This is a genomic window from Agrobacterium sp. S7/73, from assembly GCF_019355535.1.
Lineage (GTDB): Bacteria > Pseudomonadota > Alphaproteobacteria > Rhizobiales > Rhizobiaceae > Agrobacterium > Agrobacterium tumefaciens.
Genome location: NZ_CP072136.1, coordinates 2,771,744 through 2,793,562, shown reverse-complemented (window position 1 = coordinate 2,793,562; position 21,819 = coordinate 2,771,744). Strand labels below are relative to the sequence as shown.

At 58.9% G+C, this 21,819-nt stretch carries 24 protein-coding genes; 10 read left to right on the top strand and 14 right to left on the bottom strand.

The window, feature by feature from the left end; translation table 11 throughout:
• Positions 1–35 precede the first annotated feature (35 nt).
• The 4 genes from rplT (at position 36) to pheT (ending at position 5,007) form a co-directional block, all read left to right on the top strand.
• On the top strand, positions 36–440 hold the full coding sequence (rplT, locus tag J5276_RS13865; protein WP_003514622.1) for a 50S ribosomal protein L20: 405 nt from the start codon (positions 36–38) through the stop codon (positions 438–440).
• Positions 441–605: 165 nt separating this feature from the next.
• Positions 606–1,484 (top strand): lipopolysaccharide kinase InaA family protein, encoded by an 879-nt coding sequence (locus J5276_RS13860; protein WP_111782883.1) that lies wholly within the window; start codon positions 606–608, stop codon positions 1,482–1,484.
• A complete protein-coding gene (gene pheS / locus J5276_RS13855; RefSeq protein ID WP_065659795.1) occupies positions 1,477–2,559 on the top strand; it encodes a phenylalanine--tRNA ligase subunit alpha in 1,083 nt (360 codons plus the stop codon). The genes J5276_RS13860 and pheS overlap by 8 nt, the downstream gene beginning before the upstream one ends.
• Before the next feature lie 24 nt (positions 2,560–2,583).
• A complete protein-coding gene (gene pheT / locus J5276_RS13850; protein WP_111804267.1) occupies positions 2,584–5,007 on the top strand; it encodes a phenylalanine--tRNA ligase subunit beta in 2,424 nt (807 codons plus the stop codon).
• Positions 5,008–5,061: 54 nt separating this feature from the next.
• Here the strand turns inward: pheT and J5276_RS13845 are convergent, their stop codons facing one another.
• Entirely contained in the window at positions 5,062–6,063 is a 1,002-nt protein-coding gene (locus tag J5276_RS13845; RefSeq protein WP_112154815.1) for an aldo/keto reductase, read from the bottom strand.
• A 117-nt stretch (positions 6,064–6,180) separates the two neighbouring features.
• Between J5276_RS13845 and J5276_RS13840 the strand changes: the two genes are divergently transcribed.
• The gene (locus tag J5276_RS13840) at positions 6,181–7,071 is read left to right on the top strand and encodes a LysR family transcriptional regulator (protein ID WP_025592183.1); all 891 of its coding nucleotides are present in this window, start codon (positions 6,181–6,183) and stop codon (positions 7,069–7,071) included.
• On the opposite strand, the gene J5276_RS13835 is transcribed toward J5276_RS13840, so the two are convergent.
• From J5276_RS13835 to J5276_RS13820, 4 genes are all read right to left on the bottom strand, one after another.
• Positions 7,072–7,515 carry a GNAT family N-acetyltransferase gene (locus tag J5276_RS13835; RefSeq protein ID WP_112154814.1) on the bottom strand — a complete coding sequence of 148 codons (444 nt, stop codon included), beginning with the start codon at positions 7,513–7,515 and terminating at the stop codon, positions 7,072–7,074.
• Between the two features lies 1 nt (position 7,516).
• Entirely contained in the window at positions 7,517–8,467 is a 951-nt protein-coding gene (locus J5276_RS13830) for an aldo/keto reductase (protein ID WP_065703896.1), read from the bottom strand.
• Positions 8,468–8,578: 111 nt separating this feature from the next.
• Positions 8,579–9,562, bottom strand: coding sequence for a GlxA family transcriptional regulator (locus J5276_RS13825; RefSeq protein ID WP_038489544.1), 984 nt, complete (start codon positions 9,560–9,562; stop codon positions 8,579–8,581).
• Complete coding sequence (locus J5276_RS13820; RefSeq protein WP_111782878.1) at positions 9,562–10,122, bottom strand: isochorismatase family protein; 561 nt, start codon at positions 10,120–10,122, stop codon at positions 9,562–9,564. The genes J5276_RS13825 and J5276_RS13820 overlap by 1 nt, the downstream gene beginning before the upstream one ends.
• A gap of 179 nt (positions 10,123–10,301) precedes the next feature.
• Between J5276_RS13820 and J5276_RS13815 the strand changes: the two genes are divergently transcribed.
• Complete coding sequence (locus J5276_RS13815) at positions 10,302–11,285, top strand: Gfo/Idh/MocA family protein (protein WP_003514640.1); 984 nt, start codon at positions 10,302–10,304, stop codon at positions 11,283–11,285.
• Here J5276_RS13815 and J5276_RS13810 read toward each other — a convergent pair.
• Positions 11,282–11,653: a hypothetical protein gene (locus tag J5276_RS13810; RefSeq protein WP_111782877.1), complete on the bottom strand. Its 372-nt coding sequence runs from the start codon at positions 11,651–11,653 to the stop codon at positions 11,282–11,284. The genes J5276_RS13815 and J5276_RS13810 overlap by 4 nt on opposite strands.
• 11 nt (positions 11,654–11,664) lie before the next feature.
• Positions 11,665–11,907: a hypothetical protein gene (locus tag J5276_RS13805; RefSeq protein ID WP_038489554.1), complete on the bottom strand. Its 243-nt coding sequence runs from the start codon at positions 11,905–11,907 to the stop codon at positions 11,665–11,667.
• Between the two features lie 190 nt (positions 11,908–12,097).
• On the opposite strand from J5276_RS13805, the gene xseA reads away from it, so the two are divergent.
• Positions 12,098–13,702, top strand: coding sequence for an exodeoxyribonuclease VII large subunit (gene xseA / locus J5276_RS13800; RefSeq protein WP_111782876.1), 1,605 nt, complete (start codon positions 12,098–12,100; stop codon positions 13,700–13,702).
• Here the strand turns inward: xseA and J5276_RS13795 are convergent, their stop codons facing one another.
• The 3 genes from J5276_RS13795 to J5276_RS13785 all read right to left on the bottom strand — a co-directional run bounded on the left by J5276_RS13795 (position 13,703) and on the right by J5276_RS13785 (position 16,281).
• The gene (locus tag J5276_RS13795; RefSeq protein ID WP_003514648.1) at positions 13,703–14,905 is read right to left on the bottom strand and encodes a mandelate racemase/muconate lactonizing enzyme family protein; all 1,203 of its coding nucleotides are present in this window, start codon (positions 14,903–14,905) and stop codon (positions 13,703–13,705) included.
• 54 nt (positions 14,906–14,959) lie between these two features.
• The gene (locus tag J5276_RS13790) at positions 14,960–15,667 is read right to left on the bottom strand and encodes a FadR/GntR family transcriptional regulator (protein ID WP_019564469.1); all 708 of its coding nucleotides are present in this window, start codon (positions 15,665–15,667) and stop codon (positions 14,960–14,962) included.
• A 113-nt stretch (positions 15,668–15,780) separates the two neighbouring features.
• Complete coding sequence (locus J5276_RS13785) at positions 15,781–16,281, bottom strand: MarR family winged helix-turn-helix transcriptional regulator (protein WP_162632885.1); 501 nt, start codon at positions 16,279–16,281, stop codon at positions 15,781–15,783.
• 81 nt (positions 16,282–16,362) lie between these two features.
• Here J5276_RS13785 and J5276_RS13780 point away from each other — a divergent pair, with 81 nt between their 5' ends.
• The gene (locus tag J5276_RS13780) at positions 16,363–17,229 is read left to right on the top strand and encodes an EamA family transporter (RefSeq protein ID WP_209159312.1); all 867 of its coding nucleotides are present in this window, start codon (positions 16,363–16,365) and stop codon (positions 17,227–17,229) included.
• 1 nt (position 17,230) lies between these two features.
• On the opposite strand, the gene J5276_RS13775 is transcribed toward J5276_RS13780, so the two are convergent.
• The 3 genes from J5276_RS13775 to J5276_RS13765 all read right to left on the bottom strand — a co-directional run bounded on the left by J5276_RS13775 (position 17,231) and on the right by J5276_RS13765 (position 19,393).
• Positions 17,231–18,469 carry an aminopeptidase gene (locus tag J5276_RS13775; RefSeq protein WP_112154813.1) on the bottom strand — a complete coding sequence of 413 codons (1,239 nt, stop codon included), beginning with the start codon at positions 18,467–18,469 and terminating at the stop codon, positions 17,231–17,233.
• Between the two features lie 87 nt (positions 18,470–18,556).
• Positions 18,557–19,033: a Cys-tRNA(Pro) deacylase gene (gene ybaK / locus J5276_RS13770; RefSeq protein ID WP_065688399.1), complete on the bottom strand. Its 477-nt coding sequence runs from the start codon at positions 19,031–19,033 to the stop codon at positions 18,557–18,559.
• Between the two features lie 12 nt (positions 19,034–19,045).
• Complete coding sequence (locus J5276_RS13765) at positions 19,046–19,393, bottom strand: ArsC family reductase (protein WP_038492648.1); 348 nt, start codon at positions 19,391–19,393, stop codon at positions 19,046–19,048.
• Positions 19,394–19,604: 211 nt separating this feature from the next.
• On the opposite strand from J5276_RS13765, the gene J5276_RS13760 reads away from it, so the two are divergent.
• Entirely contained in the window at positions 19,605–19,772 is a 168-nt protein-coding gene (locus J5276_RS13760; RefSeq protein WP_003503889.1) for a hypothetical protein, read from the top strand.
• 60 nt (positions 19,773–19,832) lie between these two features.
• Here J5276_RS13760 and J5276_RS13755 read toward each other — a convergent pair whose 3' ends face one another.
• A complete protein-coding gene (locus J5276_RS13755; RefSeq protein WP_112154811.1) occupies positions 19,833–20,549 on the bottom strand; it encodes a 2'-5' RNA ligase family protein in 717 nt (238 codons plus the stop codon).
• Between the two features lie 453 nt (positions 20,550–21,002).
• Between J5276_RS13755 and J5276_RS13750 the strand changes: the two genes are divergently transcribed.
• The gene (locus J5276_RS13750) at positions 21,003–21,632 is read left to right on the top strand and encodes a DUF6088 family protein (RefSeq protein WP_247749937.1); all 630 of its coding nucleotides are present in this window, start codon (positions 21,003–21,005) and stop codon (positions 21,630–21,632) included.
• Positions 21,633–21,819: the final 187 nt, after the last annotated feature.

The following is a 21,819-nucleotide window of genomic DNA, read 5'->3' as shown; positions in this document are numbered from 1 at the left end:
TTCCGCACTTTTGGACACTTTAAGGAGATCATGACATGGCACGCGTAAAACGTGGCGTAACTTCCCGCGCCAAGCACACCAAGACACTCAAGGCAGCCAAGGGCTTCTACGGCCGCCGCAAGAACACCATCCGCGCAGCTAAGGCTGCCGTGGATCGTTCCAAGCAGTACGCTTACCGCGACCGCAAGGTCAACAAGCGCAACTTCCGCGCTCTGTGGATCCAGCGTATCAACGCTGCTGTTCGCGAATTCGGCCTGACCTACGGCCGCTTCATCGACGGCCTGAACAAGGCTGGCATCGAAGTTGACCGCAAGGTTCTGTCCGACATGGCTATCCATGAGCCGGCAGCATTCGGCGTGCTCGTCGAGACCGCGAAGAAGGCTCTTGAGTACCTCAAGGAAGCTGGTACGACCAACGAGTTTGAAACCGCTGTAAAGTAATTACGGCGCGGACAATCTGTTGTTCATTTGAAACCCGCGCCGGTCCTCCGGCGCGGGTTTTTCGTTTTCAGTTTCTGATACAGCTCTATCGGCGTTTTTTAATTTAGAAATTTAGAAGAGTTGGAGTATTCACGCCGTTTGAAGCGAAATCCTTGGTGGACGGAAATGCTGGTCAATAAAATTCAGGTTGTGGAAGCAGAAGGCTTTCGCGTTCATCTCGACGATGACGACATCGCAACCCTGATGCGCGTCCTCCTGAAAAGTGACCGGCGCATTCAAAAGGTCGAGCTCTCGCAATTGACGGTTTGGATCAAACGGCAGGGCACGGAACGTGTGACCTGGTGGATGAAAATGCAGAAGCTGCTGTCAAAACTTCTGCCTTATGCTTTTCTTCGCCCTTCTGAACCGCTGGACGGCGCGGGCCTCATGCAGCGAGAGCTGGAAACGTTGCAGCAGTTCCAGCAAGGCGGTTTCCCGGTTCCGCCGCTGATCTACTCGTCGCGCACAGCAATGGTGCTGGGAGATGTCGGTCCGACGCTCATGGAGCGGATGGATGCGCTAAAGGCGTCCGATCCGGTGCGACATGACGCCTTGCTTGTGAAATCCGCAGAAGCGCTTGGCGAGCTGCATGCGGCGGGCCTCTGCCACGGCCGCCCGCATGTGCGTGACTTCTTTTTAAAAGACGACCGTATCGGTTTCATGGATTTCGAGGAGCGCCCTCAGGAGGTCATGCCGCTGGAGACGGCGCAGGCGCGCGATATCTGGCTGCTGTTTTTGCAGGTCGCGACCCGCGCCTGCGATGCGCCTAAAACCTGCGACGCCGCCTTTGCCCGCTGGCGTGAAAACGCCCCGCCGCGGGCGCTTGAAGAATTGTGCCGTCTGATCGGCATTCTGGGGCGATTTTTACCGCTTGCCCGGTTGATCGGGCGCGTGCGGATGGGTAGTGATCTGCGACGCTTTATCATGGCGACCGACTATCTGATGAATGCTGTGAACCCCGAAGCCGCTGTTAAAAATACCGGCAAGGCAGGAAAAGATGACTGAACTTGATACCTTGAAATCGCAACTGATGTCGGAGATCGCCGCCGCCGCCGATGAGCCGGCCATCGAAGCCGTGCGCGTCTCCGCGCTTGGCAAGAAGGGCTCGGTTTCGGAGCTTCTGAAGACGCTGGGGTCGATGACGCCGGAAGAGCGCCAGACCCGGGGCGCTGCCATCAACCAGCTCAAGACTGAAATCACCGACCTGATCGGTGAACGCAGGAGTGGCCTGAAAGATGCTGCGATTGCCGCCCGCCTGAAGGCGGAAACGCTTGATGTCAGCCTGCCGGTCCGCCAATCTCCGACCGAGCGCGGCCGCATTCATCCGATCAGCCAGATCGTCGATGAAATCACCGCGATCTTTGCGGATATGGGCTTCTCGATCGCCGAAGGTCCGGATATCGAAACGGACTATTACAACTTCACGGCGCTGAATTTCCCTGAAGGCCATCCGGCCCGCGAAATGCATGACACCTTCTTCTTCCAGCCGGATGAAAACGGCGAGCGCAAGGTGCTGCGCACGCACACCTCGCCGGTGCAGATCCGCACCATGGAAAGCCAGAAGCCGCCGATCCGCATCGTCATTCCGGGCAAGACCTATCGTCAGGATTCCGATGCCACCCATTCGCCGATGTTCCATCAGGTCGAAGGTCTGGTGATCGACAAGAAGGCGCATGTTGGCAATCTGCGCTGGGTACTTGAAGAGTTCTGCAAGACCTTCTTTGAGGTGGATAGCGTTGTCATGCGCTTCCGCCCGTCGTTCTTCCCCTTCACGGAGCCGAGCTTCGAGGTGGATATTCAGTGCGACCGCTCCGGCCCGATCGTCAAGTTCGGCGAAGGCAACGACTGGATGGAAATCCTTGGCTGCGGCATGGTGCACCCGAATGTGCTGCGCGCCGGCGGTCTGGACCCGGATGAATATCAGGGCTTTGCCTGGGGCATGGGCCTCGACCGCATCGCCATGCTGAAATACGGCATGCCGGACCTGCGTGATTTCTTCAACGCCGATGTCCGCTGGATGAACCACTACGGCTTCCGCCCGCTCGACATGCCGACGCTGTTCGGCGGTTTGAGCGTTTAATCCGGTTAGCCAAGGAGCAAAGACATGAAATTCACTCTTTCCTGGCTGAAAGAGCATCTCGAAACGGATGCGACGCTGGACGAGATTTGCGAACGGTTGACGGCGATCGGGCTTGAGGTCGAGGACGTCGACGACAAGGCGGCCTATAAGCCTTTCGTCATTGCCAAGGTCGTCTCCGCCGAAAAACATCCCGAGGCCGACCGCCTCAAGGTGTTGATGGTGGATGCCGGTGACGGCAAGCCGGTGCAGATCGTCTGCGGCGCACCGAATGCGCGCGCCGGCCTCGTCGGTGCGCTGGCGCGTCCTGGCGTTTACGTGCCGGGCATCGATGTCACGCTTGCCGTCGGCAAGATACGCGGTGTCGAAAGCCACGGCATGATGTGCTCGGAAAAAGAGCTGAACATTTCCGACGATCACGACGGCATCATCGATCTGCCGGAAGACGCGCCGGTCGGCACTTCTTTCGCGACCTATGCCGGACTTGACGATCCGGTCATCGAGATCAATCTGACGCCAAACCGCCCGGATTGCACCTCGATCTATGGCATCGCCCGCGATCTCGCCGCTTCCGGTCTCGGCAAGCTCAAGACCAAGCCAGCGCCGTCCTTCAAGGTCGAAGGCTCAACCCCGGTCGACGTGAAGCTGGAGCTGGATGACGCGGCGCTCTGCCCCGGCTTTTCGCTGCGCATCGTGCGCGGTGTGAAGAACGGCCCGAGCCCGAAGTGGATGCAGCAGCGTCTGATGGCGATCGGCCTGCGTCCCATCAATGCGCTCGTGGACATCACCAACTACATGACCTTCGATCAGGGCCGGCCGATGCACGTCTTCGATGCCGCCAAGGTCAAGGGCGACCTGACGGTCCGCCGTGCGAAAGAGGGTGAGACGATCCTCGCGCTTGATCAGCGCGAATACAAGCTCGGCCCGAACAATGTCGTCATCGCCGACGAAAAGGGCCTCGAGTCCATCGGCGGCGTCATGGGCGGTGAACACTCCGGCTGTGATGAAAACACCGTTGACGTGTTGATCGAGTCCGCTCTCTGGGATCCGATCAACATCGCCAAGACCGGCCGTTCGCTCGGCATCATCACCGATGCCCGTTATCGCTTCGAGCGCGGCGTCGATCCGGAATATATGGTTCCGGGTCTGGAACGCACCACCGAACTGGTTCTGGAACTCTGCGGCGGCGTTGCCGGCGAAGCCAAGGTCGTCGGTTACAAGGGGCATCAGCCCAAGGTCGTTGATTTTCCGCTCTCGGAAGTTAAGCGTCTGACCGGTCTAGAAGTTTCGGCGGAAGAAAGCCTGGCCATTCTCAAGGGTCTCGGTTTCGGCATCGAGGGAACGGGCGAGCGTGTTTCCGTCACCGTGCCGTCCTGGCGCCCGGATGTCGACGGCAAGGCCGATCTGGTGGAAGAGGTCATGCGTATTCATGGCGTCGACAACATCAAGCCGGAACCGCTGGAGAGCTTCGGTGCCGTCAACCGTCGCATTTTGACGACGCTGCAGGTGCGCACCCGCACCGCGCGCCGTGCGCTTGCCAGCCGTGGCATGCTGGAGGCCGTCACGTGGTCCTTCATCCCGGAAGCTCACGCGAAGCTTTTCGGTGGCGGTTCGCCCGCTCTGAAACTGGCCAACCCCATCGCGGCCGATATGTCGGATATGCGTCCTTCGCTTCTGCCGGGCCTTCTGACCGCAGCACAGCGAAATGCCGACAAGGGCCATGGCGATGTGGCAATCTTCGAGGTCTCCGGCACCTATGAGGGTGACACGCCAGACACCCAGCGCCGTGTTGCCGGCGGTGTACGCCGTGGCACGGCCTCGCTCGCAGGCAGCGGCCGCATGTGGTCCAATGCCACAAAGGGCGGCGGCAAGCCGGTGGATGTCTATGACGCCAAGGCCGATGCGCTTTCGGTGCTCGAAGCCTGTGGCCTGCCGATGGCCAATGTGCAGATCGAGGCCGGTGCTCCCGGCTGGTATCACCCTGGCCGCTCCGGCACCATCAAGATGGGTCCGAAGGTCGTGCTCGGCTATTTCGGTGAATTCCACCCGAAGACTCTGTCAGAGCTGGATGTTTCCGGTGTCTATAGCGGTTTCGAGATCTATCTCGACGCCATGCCGGAGCCGAAGAAGAAGGCGACCCGCACAAAGCCGGCCCTTGAGCTTTCGCCCTTCCAGGCGGTCAAGCGCGACTTCGCCTTCGTGGTCGACAAGTCGGTCGAGGCAGGGGCCATCATCAAGGCTGCAACAAGCGCTGATCGGAAGCTGATCACCGGCGTCAATGTCTTTGACGTCTTCGAAGGTGCATCGCTTGGCGAAAGCCGCAAGTCCATCGCCATTGAAGTTCAGATCCAGCCGGTCGACAAGACGCTGACGGACGAGGATTTCGAGGCGCTGACCGCAAAGATCGTCGGTAATGTCGAGAAATCGACGGGCGGCGTGCTGAGAGCGTAAAGCTCTGTTTCATGAATTGAAAAAGCCGAGGCAGTCGCCTCGGCTTTTTTGTTTTTAGCGGTTCGCCATCTGGGACATACGCTCGGGATATCGTTGGCCGGCAACCTTTGCTGGAGAAAGCAACGCGCCGAGGCTGGCGACTTCTTCTGCCGTCAGCGATACATCCGCTGCCGCCACGTTTGACTCAAGATTGGCGATTTTCGTCGTACCGGGGATCGGAACGATAAAGTCACCCTGCGCCAGAACCCAGGCCAGCGCCAGTTGCCCGGCGGTAACACCCTTTTCGGCAGCCATGTCTTCCAGAAGCTTGATGAGCGCCAGATTGGCATCGAAGTTTTCACTTTGGAAGCGCGGCAGGCCGCGGCGGAAATCGTCGGATGCAAGTCCGTCGAGCGACTTCAGCGCGCCCGTCAGGGCACCACGCCCGAGCGGGCTGAAGGGGACGAAACCGATACCGAGTTCGCGGCATGTTTCCAGCACGCCGTTTTCCTCCACATCGCGGGTCCACAACGAATATTCGCTCTGTATGGCAGCGATCGGGTGAGTGGAGTGCGCCTTGCGAAGTGTTTCGGCACTCGCTTCCGAAAGGCCCAGATGTTTCACCTTGCCCTGCCGGACCAGTTCCGCCATGGCGCCGACCGTATCTTCGATTGGAACATCCGGATCGACGCGATGCTGATAGAACAAGTCGATGGTGTCGACGCCTAGGCGTTTGAGAGAGGCTTCGGCGACGGCGCGCACATTTTCCGGGCGGCTGTCGGTACCCACCATCATCTGGCCTGCGGGTTTGCTGGCGTCGATTTTGAAACCGAACTTGGTAGCAATGACCACCTTGTCGCGATAGGGCTTCAAACCCTTGCCGACGAGGATTTCATTGTTGTAGGGCCCATAGACCTCTGCCGTGTCAAAAAAAGTGACACCGAGTTCGACGGCGCGGTGCAGCGTCGCTATTGCACTATTTTCGTCGCCGGTCGGGCTATAGGCATGGGTCATGCCCATGCAGCCGAGGCCAAGCGCCGAAACGGAAAGGTTGTTTCCGAGAGTTCTTTTTTTCATCTGTTCGTCCTTCCATGAGGAACCGCCCGTTGTCAGGGGCGTGGTGAGAAGATAGCGCCCTAAGACGGCAAAAATAATCGCTGCAAATCGTTGCGGGTTGTTCTATTATTTAGAACAATGAACCGTGTGCAACTCTCTCAACTCGCTGTCCTCGCTGCCGTTGCCGAAGGCCGCAGCTTTCGTAAAGCTGCCGCCGAACTTGCCATTGCGCCTTCCGCCGTCAGCCATGCAGTATCGTCGCTCGAAGCGAGCCTTGGCCTGCGCCTGCTGCATCGTACCACCCGCAGCGTTTCGCCGACAGAGGAGGGCAGGCGGCTTCTCGAGACGCTTGGGCCGGCCCTTGCTGAAATCGATGCCGTCATCGATACGCTTGCCGAGCATGGCGGAAGGCCGGCCGGACCGTTGCGGATAACCCTGCCAAGACTTGCGGCGGAGGACCTGATCATGCCCCGGCTTGGCGAGTTCCTGCGGCTATATCCAGATATCTCGCTGGAGATTTCGACCGATGACCGCTTCGAGGATATTGTCGCGAAAGGTTTCGATGCCGGCCTGCGGCTCGGCGAGAATCTTGAAGCGGATATGATTGCCGTGAAGGCGAGCGGCCCATGGCGTGGCGCGATTGTCGGCGCGCCCACCTATTTCGAAGAAAATCTGCCGCCCCGTGAGCCGAGGGATTTGATGCGGCATCGCTGTATTCTCCGTCGCTTCTCCAGTGGTCTGCTCTACCGCTGGGAGCTGGAAAAGGACGGCAGACCTTTGGTGGTCGATGTGCAGGGGCCGCTCATCCTGTCGGACCAGAGCCTTATTCGCCGGGCGGCGATCGACGGCGCGGGTCTGGCTTTCGTTTTCGAACAGCGCGTAGAAGACGACATCAAGGAAGGCAGGCTGGTCCGGGTGCTGGAGGACTGGTGTGCGCCCTTCGATGGTTTTTATATCTATTACCCCTCGCGCCGGCAGATGCGCCCGGCGCTAAGGGCTTTCGTGGATTTCTTCCGCTTCAGAGGGTGATCAGAACTTGATGCGATAGCGGATATGGCCGTCGCTTTTGACGTAGCTGTCGTAAAGCTTCTGGGCACGGTGATTGTGCTCGTCCGTGTTCCAGTAAAGCCGGGACCAGCCCTTTTCCTTGCATATGGCAATGAGGTCATCCATCAGCGCCCGGCCTGTTCCCTTGCCGCGGATCGCGCCGTCAACGAACAGGTCTTCCAGATAGCAGTCGGGCGTTTTCACCCAGGTGGAATCATGGAAGTGATGGATGGCGAAACCGGCCATCCTGTCGCCCAGAAGAGCCACGCGCATTGAAACGCGTGATGCCGGATCGAGGACACGCGCCCATGTATGGTCCGTAACTTCCTCGGCAAGGTGTACGTTATAGAAGGCGAGATAGTCGTGCCACAGGCGCAGCCATTCCGCCCGGTCTTCCGGCTCCGCGTCGCGAATTACAAGGTCCATGTCACGCGCCCGCCTTGTCGAGCAGCGTCATCATCTCATCCGTCAGCTTGAGATTGACGGCGCGTTTGAAGCTTTCGAGTTGCGGCAGGCTGGTGGCGCTGGCAATCGGTGCCGTTACGGCCTTCTTCCGCAATAGCCACGCCAGCGCGATATCGGCAAGCTTGGCTCCGGTTTCCACGGCAACCGCATCCATGGCGCCCAGAACGGCAAGGCCGCGGGCGTTGACATATTCACCCACCCGGTAGCTGCGGGCGACGCCCTCGGTATCCGCCTTGGCGCGATATTTCCCGGTGAGGAACCCTGCCGCGAGGCTATAATAATTGATGACACCAATTTCCTGGGCGACGCAAAGATCGGCAAGCGGGCCTTCGAAATCCGCACGGTTGTAGAGATTATATTCCGGCTGCAGCACATCGTAACGGGGCAGATCGTTCTTCGCGGCCGTGTCCAGCGCTTCCTGAAGCTGGCTCACCGAATAGTTGGAGCACCCGATGGCGCGTATCTTTCCCTGTTCCTTCAGCTTTGCAAAGGCTGCAAGCGTTTCCTCCAGCGGCACATCCGCGTCCGGCTTATGGGCGAGGTAGAGATCGATATAGTCGGTTTGCAGGCGCTTCAGCGAGGCGTCGACAGCCTCTGCGATCCATTTGGCGCTAAGGCCTGTCTTCTGACCGCGATTGTCGAAACCGACCTTGGTAACGATCACCGCGTCCTCACGCTTGACGCTCGACTGTTTCAGCCATTTTCCGATGATTGCTTCCGACTCGCCGCCCTCATGCCCGTCCACCCAGGCGGAATAGACGTCTGCCGTGTCGATGGCGTTGAACCCGGCGTCGAAAAATGCATCGAGCAGGGCAAAGGAAGTCTTCTCGTCCGCTGTCCAGCCGAACACGTTGCCGCCGAAGACGATCGGGGCGATGGAGAGGCCGGTGCGGCCAAGGCTTCGTTTTTCCACGGGGAATGCTCCTGTTGCTGTCTTTGGCGGCAAGGTTATCAACTGCTTGCCGGCATAACCATTCAATTCCTTTGATGGCATTCATCAGGCAACGGGCAAAAGCGGGTGAGATCAGGCCTGAAAGCCGCGATAGTGGCTGGGCGGGAGGTGATTGTGCTGTTGCCACACGCGCCGCAAATGCCGGGCGGAGGCAAAGCCCGCCCGCTCGGCAATGGCTTCCATATCCAGACGGCTGTTTGCAAGGATGTCGCGGGCAAGATTGACACGCATCAGGTTGACGTAGTCGATGACGCTGATGCCGGTATGCTCGCGAAACAGGCGGGACAGGTGCCTCTCGCTCAGTGCGGCAATATCGGCCAGCCGTTCCAGCGACCAGTCCTGAGCCGGTTCAGTCATCACCCGGTCCTGCACCCGGTGAATGGCGGGGTGAATGTGGTTGCGGCCGGTAAGCCAGGGGGAGATTTGCGGATCACTGCCGCTGCGCCTGAGATAAACGACCATATTTTTGGCAATGCGCGCCGCGACCGCAGGCGATGTCAGTCGGGAAACGACATGCAGCATGAGGTCGGTGCCGGTGGAAATACCGGCGCTGGAGAAGCGGTTGCCATCCTCCACGAAAAGACGGTTTTCGGCCACCTGCGACAGCGGTGCGGTGCGGCGCAGCGCTTCGATGCAATCCGCATGTGTCGTACAGCTCCGCCCGTCGAAAAGTCCTGCTTCGCCCGCCAGCAGTGCGCCGGAGCAAATGGAAATGACTGTGGTGTCCGCGCGCACTGCGCGGCGCAACCATGCCACCAGCGCCTGCCGCTCCCGTCGCATCTCCGGCGCGTTGTCGAATCGGGAGATGCTGCCGGAAATCAGCAGGAAAGCATTGTCCGGCAGGCTCTCGGGCAAGGCCTCCAGCCCGCAAAGCCCAAGGCCGATGGAGGATTGCTGTTGGTCATGTTCCGCGATGTAACGGCAGTCGAAATGGATATCCCGCTGTTCCGCGTTGGCATAACGGATCACCTCCAGCGGGCCGGCAATATCGAGCAACAGCGCGTGTGGCGGCACAAGCGTATAAAAGGGAATTGTCCGCGTGCCGCCATTGTCCATCAGGCGGCCTTTCGTACCGTTTCGAGAACGTCGCCGACGGTTGCGATGCGCGCAAAGCGACCGGCCAGCACCAGCTCGGTTCGGGTGCGAATATCATCAGGGCTGAACACGGTGCCTGAGGCGTGCGTCATTGGAAAGGTAAGCGTCGCCTCGGTGACGTAATCGACTGTGTAACCGAGGTCCGATGCATGCCGTGTGGTCGTTTCGCAGCACTGTTCGGTGCGGATGCCGGATACGATCAGCCGGTTGATACCCTTTTGCGTCAGCCAGATATCGAGGCCGGTGCCGGCGAAAGCAGAGTGGCGGTTCTTGCGAAAGGTGACGTCAGGGGTAATGCGCACACCTTCCAGCGCGCGAATATAGGCGCTCTCCTCTGCAAAGGCCCGGTCGCCATCGACATGAAAGATTTGCACGATTGGAATGCCCGATGCCTTGGCGCCGTCGATCAGTGCCTGCTGTTTTTCCAGATAGGCGGGAAGTTCGCTTTCCTCGAAATAGGGGGTGTGCCGAAAGGATTCCTGAACGTCGATGACAAGGAGTGCTGTGTGAGAAGAGGACATTTCATGATTCTCCATTGGGTTCATGCATAGCATAATTCACCTTTGAAAGGCTGGATAAAAGCATGGAAACCGACAAAGGAAGGACGAATCCGGCCATAGCGTTTGCAGTTACGTTTCGTGCGACTTGCCAGGCGTCGCGACAGTGGTAAGTTCCCGGAATTACAGAGTGGGAGAATGAGATGCTGCGCTTCGGAATAATTTCAACGGCGAAAATCGCTCAGGATCACGTCATTCCGGCGATTCAGGATGCGCGGAACTGTGTGGTCAGCGCCATCGCCAGCCGCGATCATGCCAAGGCGCGCGCGGTTGCAGATCGTTTTTCCGTCCCGCATGCCTTCGGCTCCTATGAGGAAATGCTTGCGTCCGATGTCATCGATGCCGTCTATATTCCGCTTCCCACCTCGCAACATGTGGAATGGACCATAAAAGCCGCCAATGCCGGCAAACACGTGCTGTGTGAAAAGCCGATCGCACTCAAGGCTGAAGAGATCGACGCCATCATCGCGGCGCGGGACGACAATGGCGTTGTCGTGTCGGAGGCTTTCATGGTCACCTATTCTCCTGTTTGGGCCAAGGTGAAGGAATTGCTGGCATCAGGTGCAATCGGAACGCTGAAGCATGTGCAGGGCGCTTTCAGCTACTTCAACCGCGATCCCGGCAATATGCGCAATATTCCCGAACTGGGCGGCGGGGCCTTGCCGGATATCGGTGTCTACCCGACCATCGTCACCCGTTTTGCCACGGGTGCCGAGCCGAAGCGCGTACAGGCGAGCGTCGAGCGTGATAAGGAATTCGGCACCGATATCTATTCCAGCGTCAGGGCCGATTTCGGCGGCTTCGAACTGAGCTTTTATCTGGCGACGCAGCTTGCCGCCCGCCAGCTGATGGTTTTCCACGGCACGGACGGGTACATCGAGATCAAGTCTCCCTTCAATGCAAATCGCTGGGGTGCGGAGGAAATCGAGTTGACCAACCAGGGCCATAACCAGTCGCAAGTCTTCCGGTTTCAGGATAGTCGCCAGTACAAGCTGGAGGCGGAGGCCTTTGCCCGCGCGGTGAAAGGTGAGGGCGAGGTCGTCACCCTGGAAAGCTCGAGGAAGAACCAGCTTTTCATCGATGCCATCTACCGTGCGGCGGAAAAGGACGGTTGGGAGACGGTTTAATCCTGATCCGCACGCTGCTTTTGAAGCCGCCTATAGCCGTAAAGCGCCAGCACCAGTGCCGCGAGTGCCGAAAAGGCAAGCGGGACCAGCGGCTGCACCAGTGGATTGCGCCATTGCAGCAGGGCGAACAGCCCGACGCCAACCATGCGGGAGATAAGCGTGACGGCGTTCATTAGAAAGCCGTTCAGCTCATTGCGGCCATCGCCATTCGAATGGTTTAGCCTCCAACTCGTCGCAAGCCCTGCCAAAGCGCCCGGAAGACGGGCGGCAAGCGGGTCGATGCCGATATAAAAAATCAGCAGAAAAGAGATGGAAAGGTCTACAGCCAGTCCGTAAACCTCGGTCAGGGCGAAGTGGCGAAGCCGCAAGGCCGTGTGCTTTAAAGCGTCGGCTGGGTGGAGCGCGGACGTTGCAGCACGAGAAGGCCGATGACCACACTCACAACGCCGAAATTATAACCCGCAAGCGCCAGGAGCAGCGACATCAGCGGCACGGCGGTTGCAGAAATCGCCAGTGCGACACCATAGGCGCCGATAACCATCAGGCAGATGAAAATGATGCTGAATACCGAACGCAACGCAACTGCGGTTACGCCGAGCAATGTGGCGGTAAGAAAAATCATGAATGCCGCCTCCTCTTTGGTTGCCGGGTCTGGGATAAGACGTAGCGTCCTCTTCCCTAACGAACCCTTGTTTTCTCCTCCCTCACCCATTTTCCTAACTCGTTAGTTGAGGATATGGTTTCACCGCCGTTAAAATAGACCCGGCCAGTACCGGCATTTCCGAATCGACGGGTTTTGGTTACAAACGGGCATGAGCGATATTTTCTCCAATGCCGCATTGAGCAATCTTGCCGAGTTCTCGGTTTCCGAACTGTCGGGTTCCATCAAGCGAACGGTGGAGACGGCTTTCGATCAGGTGAGGGTGCGCGGCGAGATTTCCGGCTACCGGGGTCCGCATTCTTCGGGTCACGCCTATTTCTCCCTGAAGGACGATCGCGCCCGCATCGATGCGGTTATCTGGAAGGGTACTTTCTCGCGGCTGAAGTTCCGCCCGGAAGAGGGCATGGAGGTCATCGCCACCGGCAAGGTCACCACCTTTCCCGGCTCCTCGAAATATCAGATCGTCATAGAAAGCCTGGAACCGGCCGGAGCGGGCGCGCTGATGGCTTTGCTGGAGGACCGCCGCCGGCGTCTGGCGGCGGAAGGGCTGTTCGATGCGGAACGCAAACGCCGCCTGCCGTTCATGCCGCGTGTCATCGGTGTTGTCACATCGCCCACGGGCGCAGTCATTCGCGATATTCTCCACCGCATTTCGGATCGCTTTCCGGTCCATGTCGTCGTCTGGCCGGTCAAGGTGCAGGGGGAAGGCTCGGGTGAGGAAGTGGCGAACGCCATTCGCGGTTTCAATGCGCTTCAGCCCGGCGGTGAGATTGCGCGCCCCGACGTGCTGATCGTCGCCCGTGGTGGCGGCAGTCTGGAAGATCTCTGGAGCTTCAACGACGAAATCGTCGTGCGCGCCGCTGCCGAGAGCGAAATCCCGCTGATTTCCGCTGTGGGGCATGAGACGGATACGACCCTGATCGACTACGCCGCCGACGTGCGCGCACCGACACCGACGGGTGCCGCCGAAATGGCCGTGCCGGTGCGTGCGGAACTGGAGGCGCAGCTCTCCGGCCTTGCGGCGCGCCTTTCCGGCTCGGTATCACGCCAAATGGACAATCGCCGACAGGGCGTGCGTGCTCTGGTGCGTGCGCTGCCATCGCTTGACCAGCTTCTGGCTCTGCCGCGCCGTCGTTTCGACGAGGCCGCAAGCGGTTTGGGTCGCGGGCTTGAAATGACGACGCTCAACAAGCGCCGCGCGTTCGAACGCTCTACTTCGGGTCTGAGGCCGGAAATCCTGCTGAATGGCCTGCGGCAGCATCGCCAGCGTGTTACGGAACGCATGCAGAGGGCCGAGGCGCTTGTGGAGCGCCGCCTGTTGCAGGCGCAGTCGAGAATTTCCTCGACCAATTCCGCGCTGCGTTCGCTGCCCGCCCGCTTGCTCGGCCAGTTGGAGCGGCAGAAGGAACGGGTCGTCACCGCAACGCGACGTGCCGATACCGCCGTGCTTCACCGCATGGCGCAGAACCGCTCGGGCCTTGCTGCCCATGACCGCATCCTGCAGTCGCTGTCCTACAAGAATGTGTTGAACCGCGGTTATGCTGTCATCCGCGACGAGGAGAACCGGCCCCTGACCCGGGCTGCTGCCATCGCGTCCGGCGCTGTGGTGTCGATGGAGTTCGCCGACGGTCGCGTGGCCGCCCTGACGACAGGCGAGGCTACTCCATCATCTGACGTTCCCACGCCTGCCGCTCCCAAAAAGAAGCCGGTGAAACCGGCCTCTTCCGACCCGGGAAATCAGGGCAGTCTGTTCTGATCAGATCGATGCCGCATCTGAAAAACGACGGCTGACGGTGAAGGTCTTTTCAATATCGGGATGCAGCTCCATGCCAAGGCCGGCACCCGGCGGCACGGTGATCATGCCGTTTTTAACTTCCGGCAATGCGGTAACGAGATCGCGGTACCAGGTCTTGTAGAAGGCGCGCACGCTTTCCTGAACCAGCGCATTCGGTGCGTTGAGCGACAGATGCGTGGAGGCGCAGAGTACCACCGGGCCGGTGCAATCATGCGGCGCAACCGGCAGATGCCAGGCTTCGGCCATGGAAGCGATCTTGCGCGCTTCGGAAAGTCCACCACACCAGCTGATGTCAAGCATCACCACGCCGGCGGCGCCAGTTTCCAGGAGATCTCGGAAAGCCCATCGTGAGCCGAGCGTCTCCGATGCGGAAATCGGCGCGGGTGAAACGGCGGCATAACGCGTCAGGCTGGAAAGGCTGTCCATCTTGATCGGATCTTCGTGCCAGAAGGTCTGGTAAGGGGTGAGCGCCTTGGCGATCTGCATGGCGGGCAGCAGCTGCCACATGGAGTGAAACTCCACCATGATATCCATCTTGTCGCCCACCGCCTTGCGAATTTTCTCGAACGGCTCGAGCGCGCTTTTCAGGTCAGGCATCGAGATATATTGGCCGCGCGTCTTTTCCGCCGCCGCATCGAAAGGCCAGATCTTCATGGCCGTGATGCCGTCTTCCAGCAGCGAATGGGCAAGCTCGTCGGCCCGGTGCAGGAAGCCGTTGAGGTCGTCATAATCCTTGCCGCCGGACAGGCCGTAATTGGCCGTCTGCTGGCCGGTCGCCTTCTTGATATATTCCGTGCCCGCGCAGGTATTGTAGGTGCGGATTTCCCTGCGGCTGAAGCCGCCAAGCAATTGCGCAATAGGCTGGTTGGTGGCCTTGCCGAAAATATCCCAAAGCGCGATATCGAAGGCCGAATTGCCGCGTACTTCCGCCCCCGATGAACGGAAGCCGAGATAACCGACAAGGTCCTGTGCCAGAAGGTCGATCTGCAGCGGATCGCGGCCGATCACGCGGGGTGCGATATATTCATGCACATAGGTTTCAACCGTCTCGGCGCCGTAGAAGGTTTCACCAAGTCCGGTAATGCCCTCATCCGTGTGGACCAGAACCCAGAGCAGGTTTGCCCGTTCCGCCACGCGGACGGTTTCGAGTTTCGTAATTTTCATGAAGTGTCTCCTCCAGAGGCAGGCAGTTTTCGGTCTGGAACTGCGTTTGAAAAATCAGGCGATGCCGGCGGCCAGAAGCGCATGCACGCTTTCATCGAAATGCCGCGCCATAAGTGTTGAGGCCGTTTGCGGGTCGCCCGCGGCAATGGCCTGTCCGATGGCGATATGAAGTTCAGTCGCGGCATGACGCTGCGCGTCGGATTTGCGGCTCTTCCAGCCGATCGGCCATGTCTGGCGTGTCACATTCTGAAAGGCGCCGAGAATGAGTTCGAAAACCGGGTTCTTGGAGGCTCTGGCAACGGCAAGGTGAAAGGCAAGGTCGTGTTCCATGACCCTGTCACTATTACCGAAGTCCCGCTCCATATTGTTGGCGTGGTCGAGAATGGTGAGCGCCTCCGCATCCGTTCGCCGCAGCGCCGCCAATGTCACGGTTCTGACTTCGATGGTGCGGCGCACGTCGTAAATCTGCTGGATGTTGATCTGCTCGGTGTGAATGCCATGTTCGAACATCAGCGACATCGCGCCATGATCCAGCGTCGCCACCGTGGCGCGCTTGCCGACGCTGACATCGATCAGCCGCATGGCCGACAAGGACCGGAAAGCCTCGCGAACCACGGTGCGCGAGACACCGAGCTGCTGCGAGAGCGAAAGCTCGCTGGGCAGCTTCGCTCCGGGGGCAAGTTCGTTTTCGCGAATGTGGCGCGTGATTGCGCCAATCGCGCTGCTGACGAGATCGGTTTCCTGCGAAATGGGCTTATACAATCGTTCCTCCAACCTGTAGGACAGGTTAACGGAAAATTGCTTAAAGGATTCTTAGCGCCAAAACAAGCGCCATCACCTGCGCGATTGCTGGTTCCTGTCCGCTTTTTAGGGAACTAAGCTTCAAACCCCTGTAGAAACCGCTTCACAAGCTTGTTCAGCGCCGTGCGTTCTTCTTCGCTGAGCTGTGCGACCAGCCGTTGCTGGTTCTCGACATGGGCGCTGACCGCGTCCTCGACAATGGCAAATCCCCGCTCCGTCAATGATATCAACACGCTGCGACGATCCAGCGGGTTGTGGACGCGCTCCACCAGACCCGCTTTTTCCAGCTGGTCGATCCGGTTGGTCATTGTGCCGGAGCTTACCATTGTCATGGCCAGCAGATCACCGGGCGAAAGCCGGTAGGGCGCGCCCGCGCGCCGTAATGTCGCCAGCACATCAAAAGCGGAAGAGGAGAGGCCGTGTTTCAGCAGCACCGCCTCCACCTCGCGACCCAGGTGCGTGGTTAGCCGTTTCAAGCGCCCAAGCAGCCCCATTGGCTCGACATCAAGATCGGGCCTCTCCTTGCGCCATTGCGCCAGAATGTGATCGACGTGATCAATCGGTTCTTTGTTCATCACCAAGGCATAACAACTGATATCTTGACGTCAAGATAAAATTGGCTAAGTTGTATTTATCTTGATATAGAGATTCTTGAAATGAAGAAAAATACCGCCTACGCCGCCGATGTGCTGGTGACGGCACTTGCGCCCGCCATCTGGGGGACGACCTACTTCGTCACCACCGAATTCCTGCCGCATGGATATCCATTCCATGTTGCGATGCTACGCGCCTTGCCGGCCGGAGTATTGTTGTTGCTTCTGGTCAGAAAACTACCGAAGGGCATCTGGTGGTCTCGCAGCCTTATTCTAGGTGCGCTGAATTTCTCGTTTTTCTGGGCGATGCTTTTCGTTTCGGCTTACCGGCTGCCGGGTGGAGTGGCTGCGACTGTGGGTGCGATCCAACCCCTGATCGTCATCGGCCTTTCGCGGTTGTTTCTCGCCGCGCCGGTCCGGCCGCTGGCCATTGTCGCTGGTCTTCTGGGTATTGTCGGCGTCGCACTTCTGGTTTTGGCGCCGGGTGCTGCCGCGCTGGATGCCGTCGGCGTGGCTGCGGGTCTTGCAGGCGCCGTATCCATGGCCTTCGGAACCGTGCTCACCCGCAAATGGCGACCGCCGGTGTCGAACCTCACCTTTACGGCCTGGCAATTGACGGCTGGAGGCATTCTGCTTCTGCCGGTCGCATATTTACTGGAACCGGCCCTGCCTGCACCTACCGCGGCCAATATTCTCGGCATGGCCTATCTCGGCATTATTGGTGCCGCCTTGACCTATTTTCTGTGGTTCCGGGGTCTCGCCCGCATCGAACCCTCTGCTGCAGCCTCGCTCGGTTTCCTAAGCCCCGTCGTTGCGACCCTGCTCGGCTGGCTGGCGCTCGGCCAAAGCCTCACGCCAGCGCAAATCGTCGGCTTCGTTGCAGTGCTTTTCAGCATCTGGCTCAGTCAGCGGAGCCAGCTGCCGAAATAGCTCAGGCCCATTCGCCCTTGCGCATCACCGGAACTGTGGAGCCATCCGGCTTCACGCCATCGATATCCACCTTATCGGAACCGATCATCCAGTCGATGTGGATCAGGCTGGAATTGCCGCCTTGCGCCTTGATCTGGTCCTGCGACAACGAAGCACCATCAACGAAGCATTTCGAATAGCATTGGCCGAGCGCAATGTGGCAGGAGGCGTTTTCGTCGAACAGCGTGTTGTAGAACAGGATGCCACTTGCCGAAATCGGCGAGGAATGCGGCACCAGCGCCACTTCACCCAGACGCCGCGCACCCTCGTCGGTATCGAGCACCTTGTTCAGCACGGCTTCGCCCTTCGAAGCCTTGGCTTCCACGATGCGGCCGTCTTCGAACTTCACCTGGATATCGTCGATCAGCGTTCCCTGATGTGAAAGCGGCTTGGTGCTGGACACGTAACCATCCACGCGCAGCGCATGCGGTGTGGTGAACACTTCTTCCGTCGGAATGTTCGGGTTGCAGGTGACGCCGTTCTTGGCGGTGGAGGCGCCCCCATGCCATTCGTGGCCGTCCGCCAGGCCGATTTTCACGTCCGTGCCGGGACCGGTGAAATGCAGCGAAGAGAAACGTTCACCGTTCAGCCATGCCGAACGCTTGGCGAGATTGGAGTTATGCTCCGCCCATGCCGCGACCGGATCGGCGAGATCTACCCGCGAAGCAGCGAAGATGGCGTCCGCGAGCTTGCGAACCGCTTCGTCTTCCGTCACGCCGGGAAAGACCTGTTTTGCCCAGGACGGGTTTGGATAGGAGATGATGTTCCAGTTGATATCGAAGTTGGAAATCTTCTCAAGCGCCGGCTTATAGGCCGTGGAATTGGCCTTGTTGGCGCGCGCCACCTTGGCGGGATCCTGTTCGGCCAGCAGCATGGGGTTGTCGCCGGCAATTGCAAGCCGCGCCGCGCCATTGGCATAGGCCTTGGCCATGCCGTCATAGAGCCAGCCGGAAGCCCGGTCGAAATTGGCGTCGCTGGCGTGGCGGTAGCGGGAAAGCGTGGTTTCTTCGTCGGAATAGAAGGTGGTGACCAGCCCGCCGCCGGCAAGATAGGCGTGTTTGGTCAAAAACCGCACCAGCGGCAACGCCGCCAGCGGAGCGGTGATCACCAGATCCTGATCCTTCTGCAATTGCAGGCCGACCTTGACGGCGACTTCAGCCAGTTTCTCGAGTTTGACGGGATCGATGGGGGAAACAGTCATGATCTGCCTTCGTATATTTCAATCGGAGGCGCCGACCATAGCCCATTCGCTTCGAAAGCCAAATGCTTTCAAAGCTGTGTCGAGACGTCAATCGGCCACCAAAGGTGCGACAACGGCTTTCAGCGCCGCCTGCGCGTCGCCGGGGGAAAGCCTTACCTGCAAACCGCGCTGGCCACCATTCATGTAGACATAGGAATGGGTCATGGCCCCAGTCTCTATGGCGGTCGGAACCTGTTTTTTCTGTCCAAAAGGGCTGATGCCGCCCACATGATAACCGGTTGCCCGCTCCGCATCGGCGGGCTTCATCATGCTGGCAGATTTCCCCCCGAAGGCGGCGGCGAGCTTCTTCATACTCACTTCCCGGTCGGACGGGACGACGACGCAGACCGGCTTGCCATCCAGCTCAGCCATCAGTGTTTTCAGAACCAGATGTGGCGGTTCGCCGATAGCTTCGGCCGCCTGCAGGCCGATCCGGTCGGCATTCGGGTCGTAGTCATAGGTAACTGTGGTGAAGTTCACACCGGCCTTGGTCAGCATCTGCGTAGCGCGGGTTGTCTTGGACATGGTGGCCTGCGCTCACGCAAAGAGGGACTGATAGGTTTCCGGCTTGAAACCGACGGTTATCGCCTCCTTGGCCTCCAGCACCGGTCGCTTGATCATGGAGGGCTGCTCCAGCATCAGGCCAATGGCCTTTTCGCGCGTAAGATCGGCTTTCTGGCTATCGTCCAGTTTTTTGAAGGTGGTGCCGGCCCGGTTCAGAACCGTTTCCCAGCCCGCGGCATCGCACCATGTTTCGAGATGGGCCTGGTCGATGCCGGCCGTCTTGTAGTCATGGAAAGAATAGTCGACACCGTTGGCTTCCAGCCAGCTTCTGGCCTTTTTCATCGTGTCGCAGTTCTTGATGCCGTAAATGGTGACCGTCATGTTGCCTGCCTCTTTGTCTTGAACTTCCGGCATAACAAATAATGCGCCGTATTCAACCCGCAGCCTTAAGCACGGAATTCGAGCCATGCAAAAATGCAGTGTCTGACATCCAAACGAGCGCGAGCAAAGCTGCATGGCTTCCCTGCTACATCATGAGTTGTAGCAGAGGCCAAAAATGCCCATTATCTGGGCATCAAAGATGGAGAGAAAAATGCGTCAGGTTGCAAAGACATCGCGTAACTTCTTTGGCGAAACTTTCGCCGTTCTTGGTGCCGCACTTTCGGTTTCGGCCGCTGTTCGCGCGCATCGCAAGCCGGCCCGCGCCGACCTCGAAGCGCTTGGCATCGACGGCAAGGCTTTCGACAAGGTTCAGCTCTAAGCTGATTATCGTTTGCAGCGAGGCGACATCGCCTCGCTCGTGCGTATATGTTGGCGGGCCTTAGCGTTCCGCCTGCTTTCGGTTAGGCCGTTTTCTCGGACCGATCAGTTTATCCGGTAAATGCAGCTGGCTTTCGAGCGGCTCATAACGATCTGCTTTTGCGGAGAGTGCGAAGCGTCCAAGGGACTCATGTCGCGTTTCGCCATTATGGCTGAAAACAAGCTCGAAATTACCCGCAAGCCAGCTATAGGGTTTTCCTGCCGGCATCGGCTCTATCTTCCCGCAGCCATAAATCATCGTGATATGCGGCGTGAAAGATGGTGCCGCGATATAGGGAAGGTTTGCTTGTCGAAGCGCGCGTTGCAGCAGCTTCACCAGAGCGTTGATCTCCGGCAGATCACCACCGTTTCGCAGCACCAGACTATTGCGACTGCCGAAAAGCGCGCTTGCGTCCAGGGTGACTGGAACAGGCCGCGCGTTTACAGCACCCATTGCTGCCTTCAGCCTGCTTGTCAGTCCGTGAGGGATTGTCTCGAAACATCCCAAACACAGCAGGGTTATGTGCAGAAGCTCGGCGGGATATGCCTCGCGGGTTGTCCGACCCATGGCATGATGCGACGCATCGACAAAAATTCTTTCCGCCAATTGCCGTGGTGGCTTCAGCAGTAGCAGGAGCTTGTTTCGAAAGCGCGGATTGATGCGCCGTATTTTCTGCGGTTCCAGCCCATCAAAACAAAGCTGCCTTAAGGCTCTTTCGTCCGCCAACTCGCACTCCATGACGATGCTCCACAGCCTTATACCAAGGCCGGAAACCTATCATTGCGCGGTGATAAAATAAAGAACAAAAGAGGAGCAAAAGGCGGAATTGCTCCGCCTTCGTTTTATTCCCACTCAATTGTCGAAAACTCATCTAAAGCATTGATATGAATTGGCTTTTTCTTTCATTACACGCAGGTCGCCGACCCGTGGGCCGTCAAAATCGTACGGTATTGATTTTAAAGGGAAATCACTTTTAAAAAAAATTTAGCGGCTTCGCCATCTATCGGCACCAATCGACCGCTAAAGTCAGAATTTCTGGACCGCACCATTCTTACCGGCACCACCTAGAAGTACCGCCATCAGCGATTTTAGCACGCCAGCTCCCCAAAATCGAGACGGCCTGGGACGAGCTCTTCGGCGTTCAAGGCTCGCTCCTTGTATGTCAGAAAAACATACACCATTTTCTGACGCATGAAGATGATCGCTTCCTCCGTTCCCGCTCGGGTTATGAAGCGTGTCCGCGCGAGTGGACGAGGCAGTGTCTTCACGCCCAGCGATTTCCTTACCGTCGCCGCCCGTTCATCCGTCGATCAGGCCCTCTCGCGGCTGGTGAAGGCCGGCCAGCTTCGTCGCCTCGCGCGCGGGCTATACGACTTCCCCAAGATGCATCCAAAGCTCGGTGCGCTCTTGCCCGATCCCGATGATGTCGCCCAGGCCCTCGCCCGGGAGACAGGCTCGCAGGTGCAGATCGCAGGTGTGCGGGCAGCGAACGCGCTGGGCCTCTCGGCGCAAGTTCCCGCCCAAAGCATCTATCTGACCGATGGCCCATCGCGGCGCGTCGTCCTGGGAAAGCGTGTGGTCAACCTTCGCCACGCGTCGCCCAAGCATCTGATCGCTCCCGGCAGTCCCGCCGGTACGGTCGTTCAGGCGCTTCGTCATGTCGGTCCTGCGCGCGCAGCGGATGTCGCACAGGTCGCGGCGCGGCTGCTTTCGGCCAGCGACAAGAAGACACTGGCCTCGACCGCCGCTCAGGGTCCCGCTTGGATGCGGCCAACGCTGACCTTGATCGCCAACACGGCGGCGGCCAATATCGATGGATAGGATTGCTCTTTTCGTCGCCGACGATCGCATCGCCCTCGCGGAGGCGACCGCCAACAGAGCTACTGCCGACATTAGAGAATTTTGTTTGCGCGCCACGCAGTTCCGGAAAACCGGAGTTAATCCCAGTAGATCCGATCAAATCCGCTTTACTGCTGTATATGTTGATGTAATAGTTCGATTATTCGCA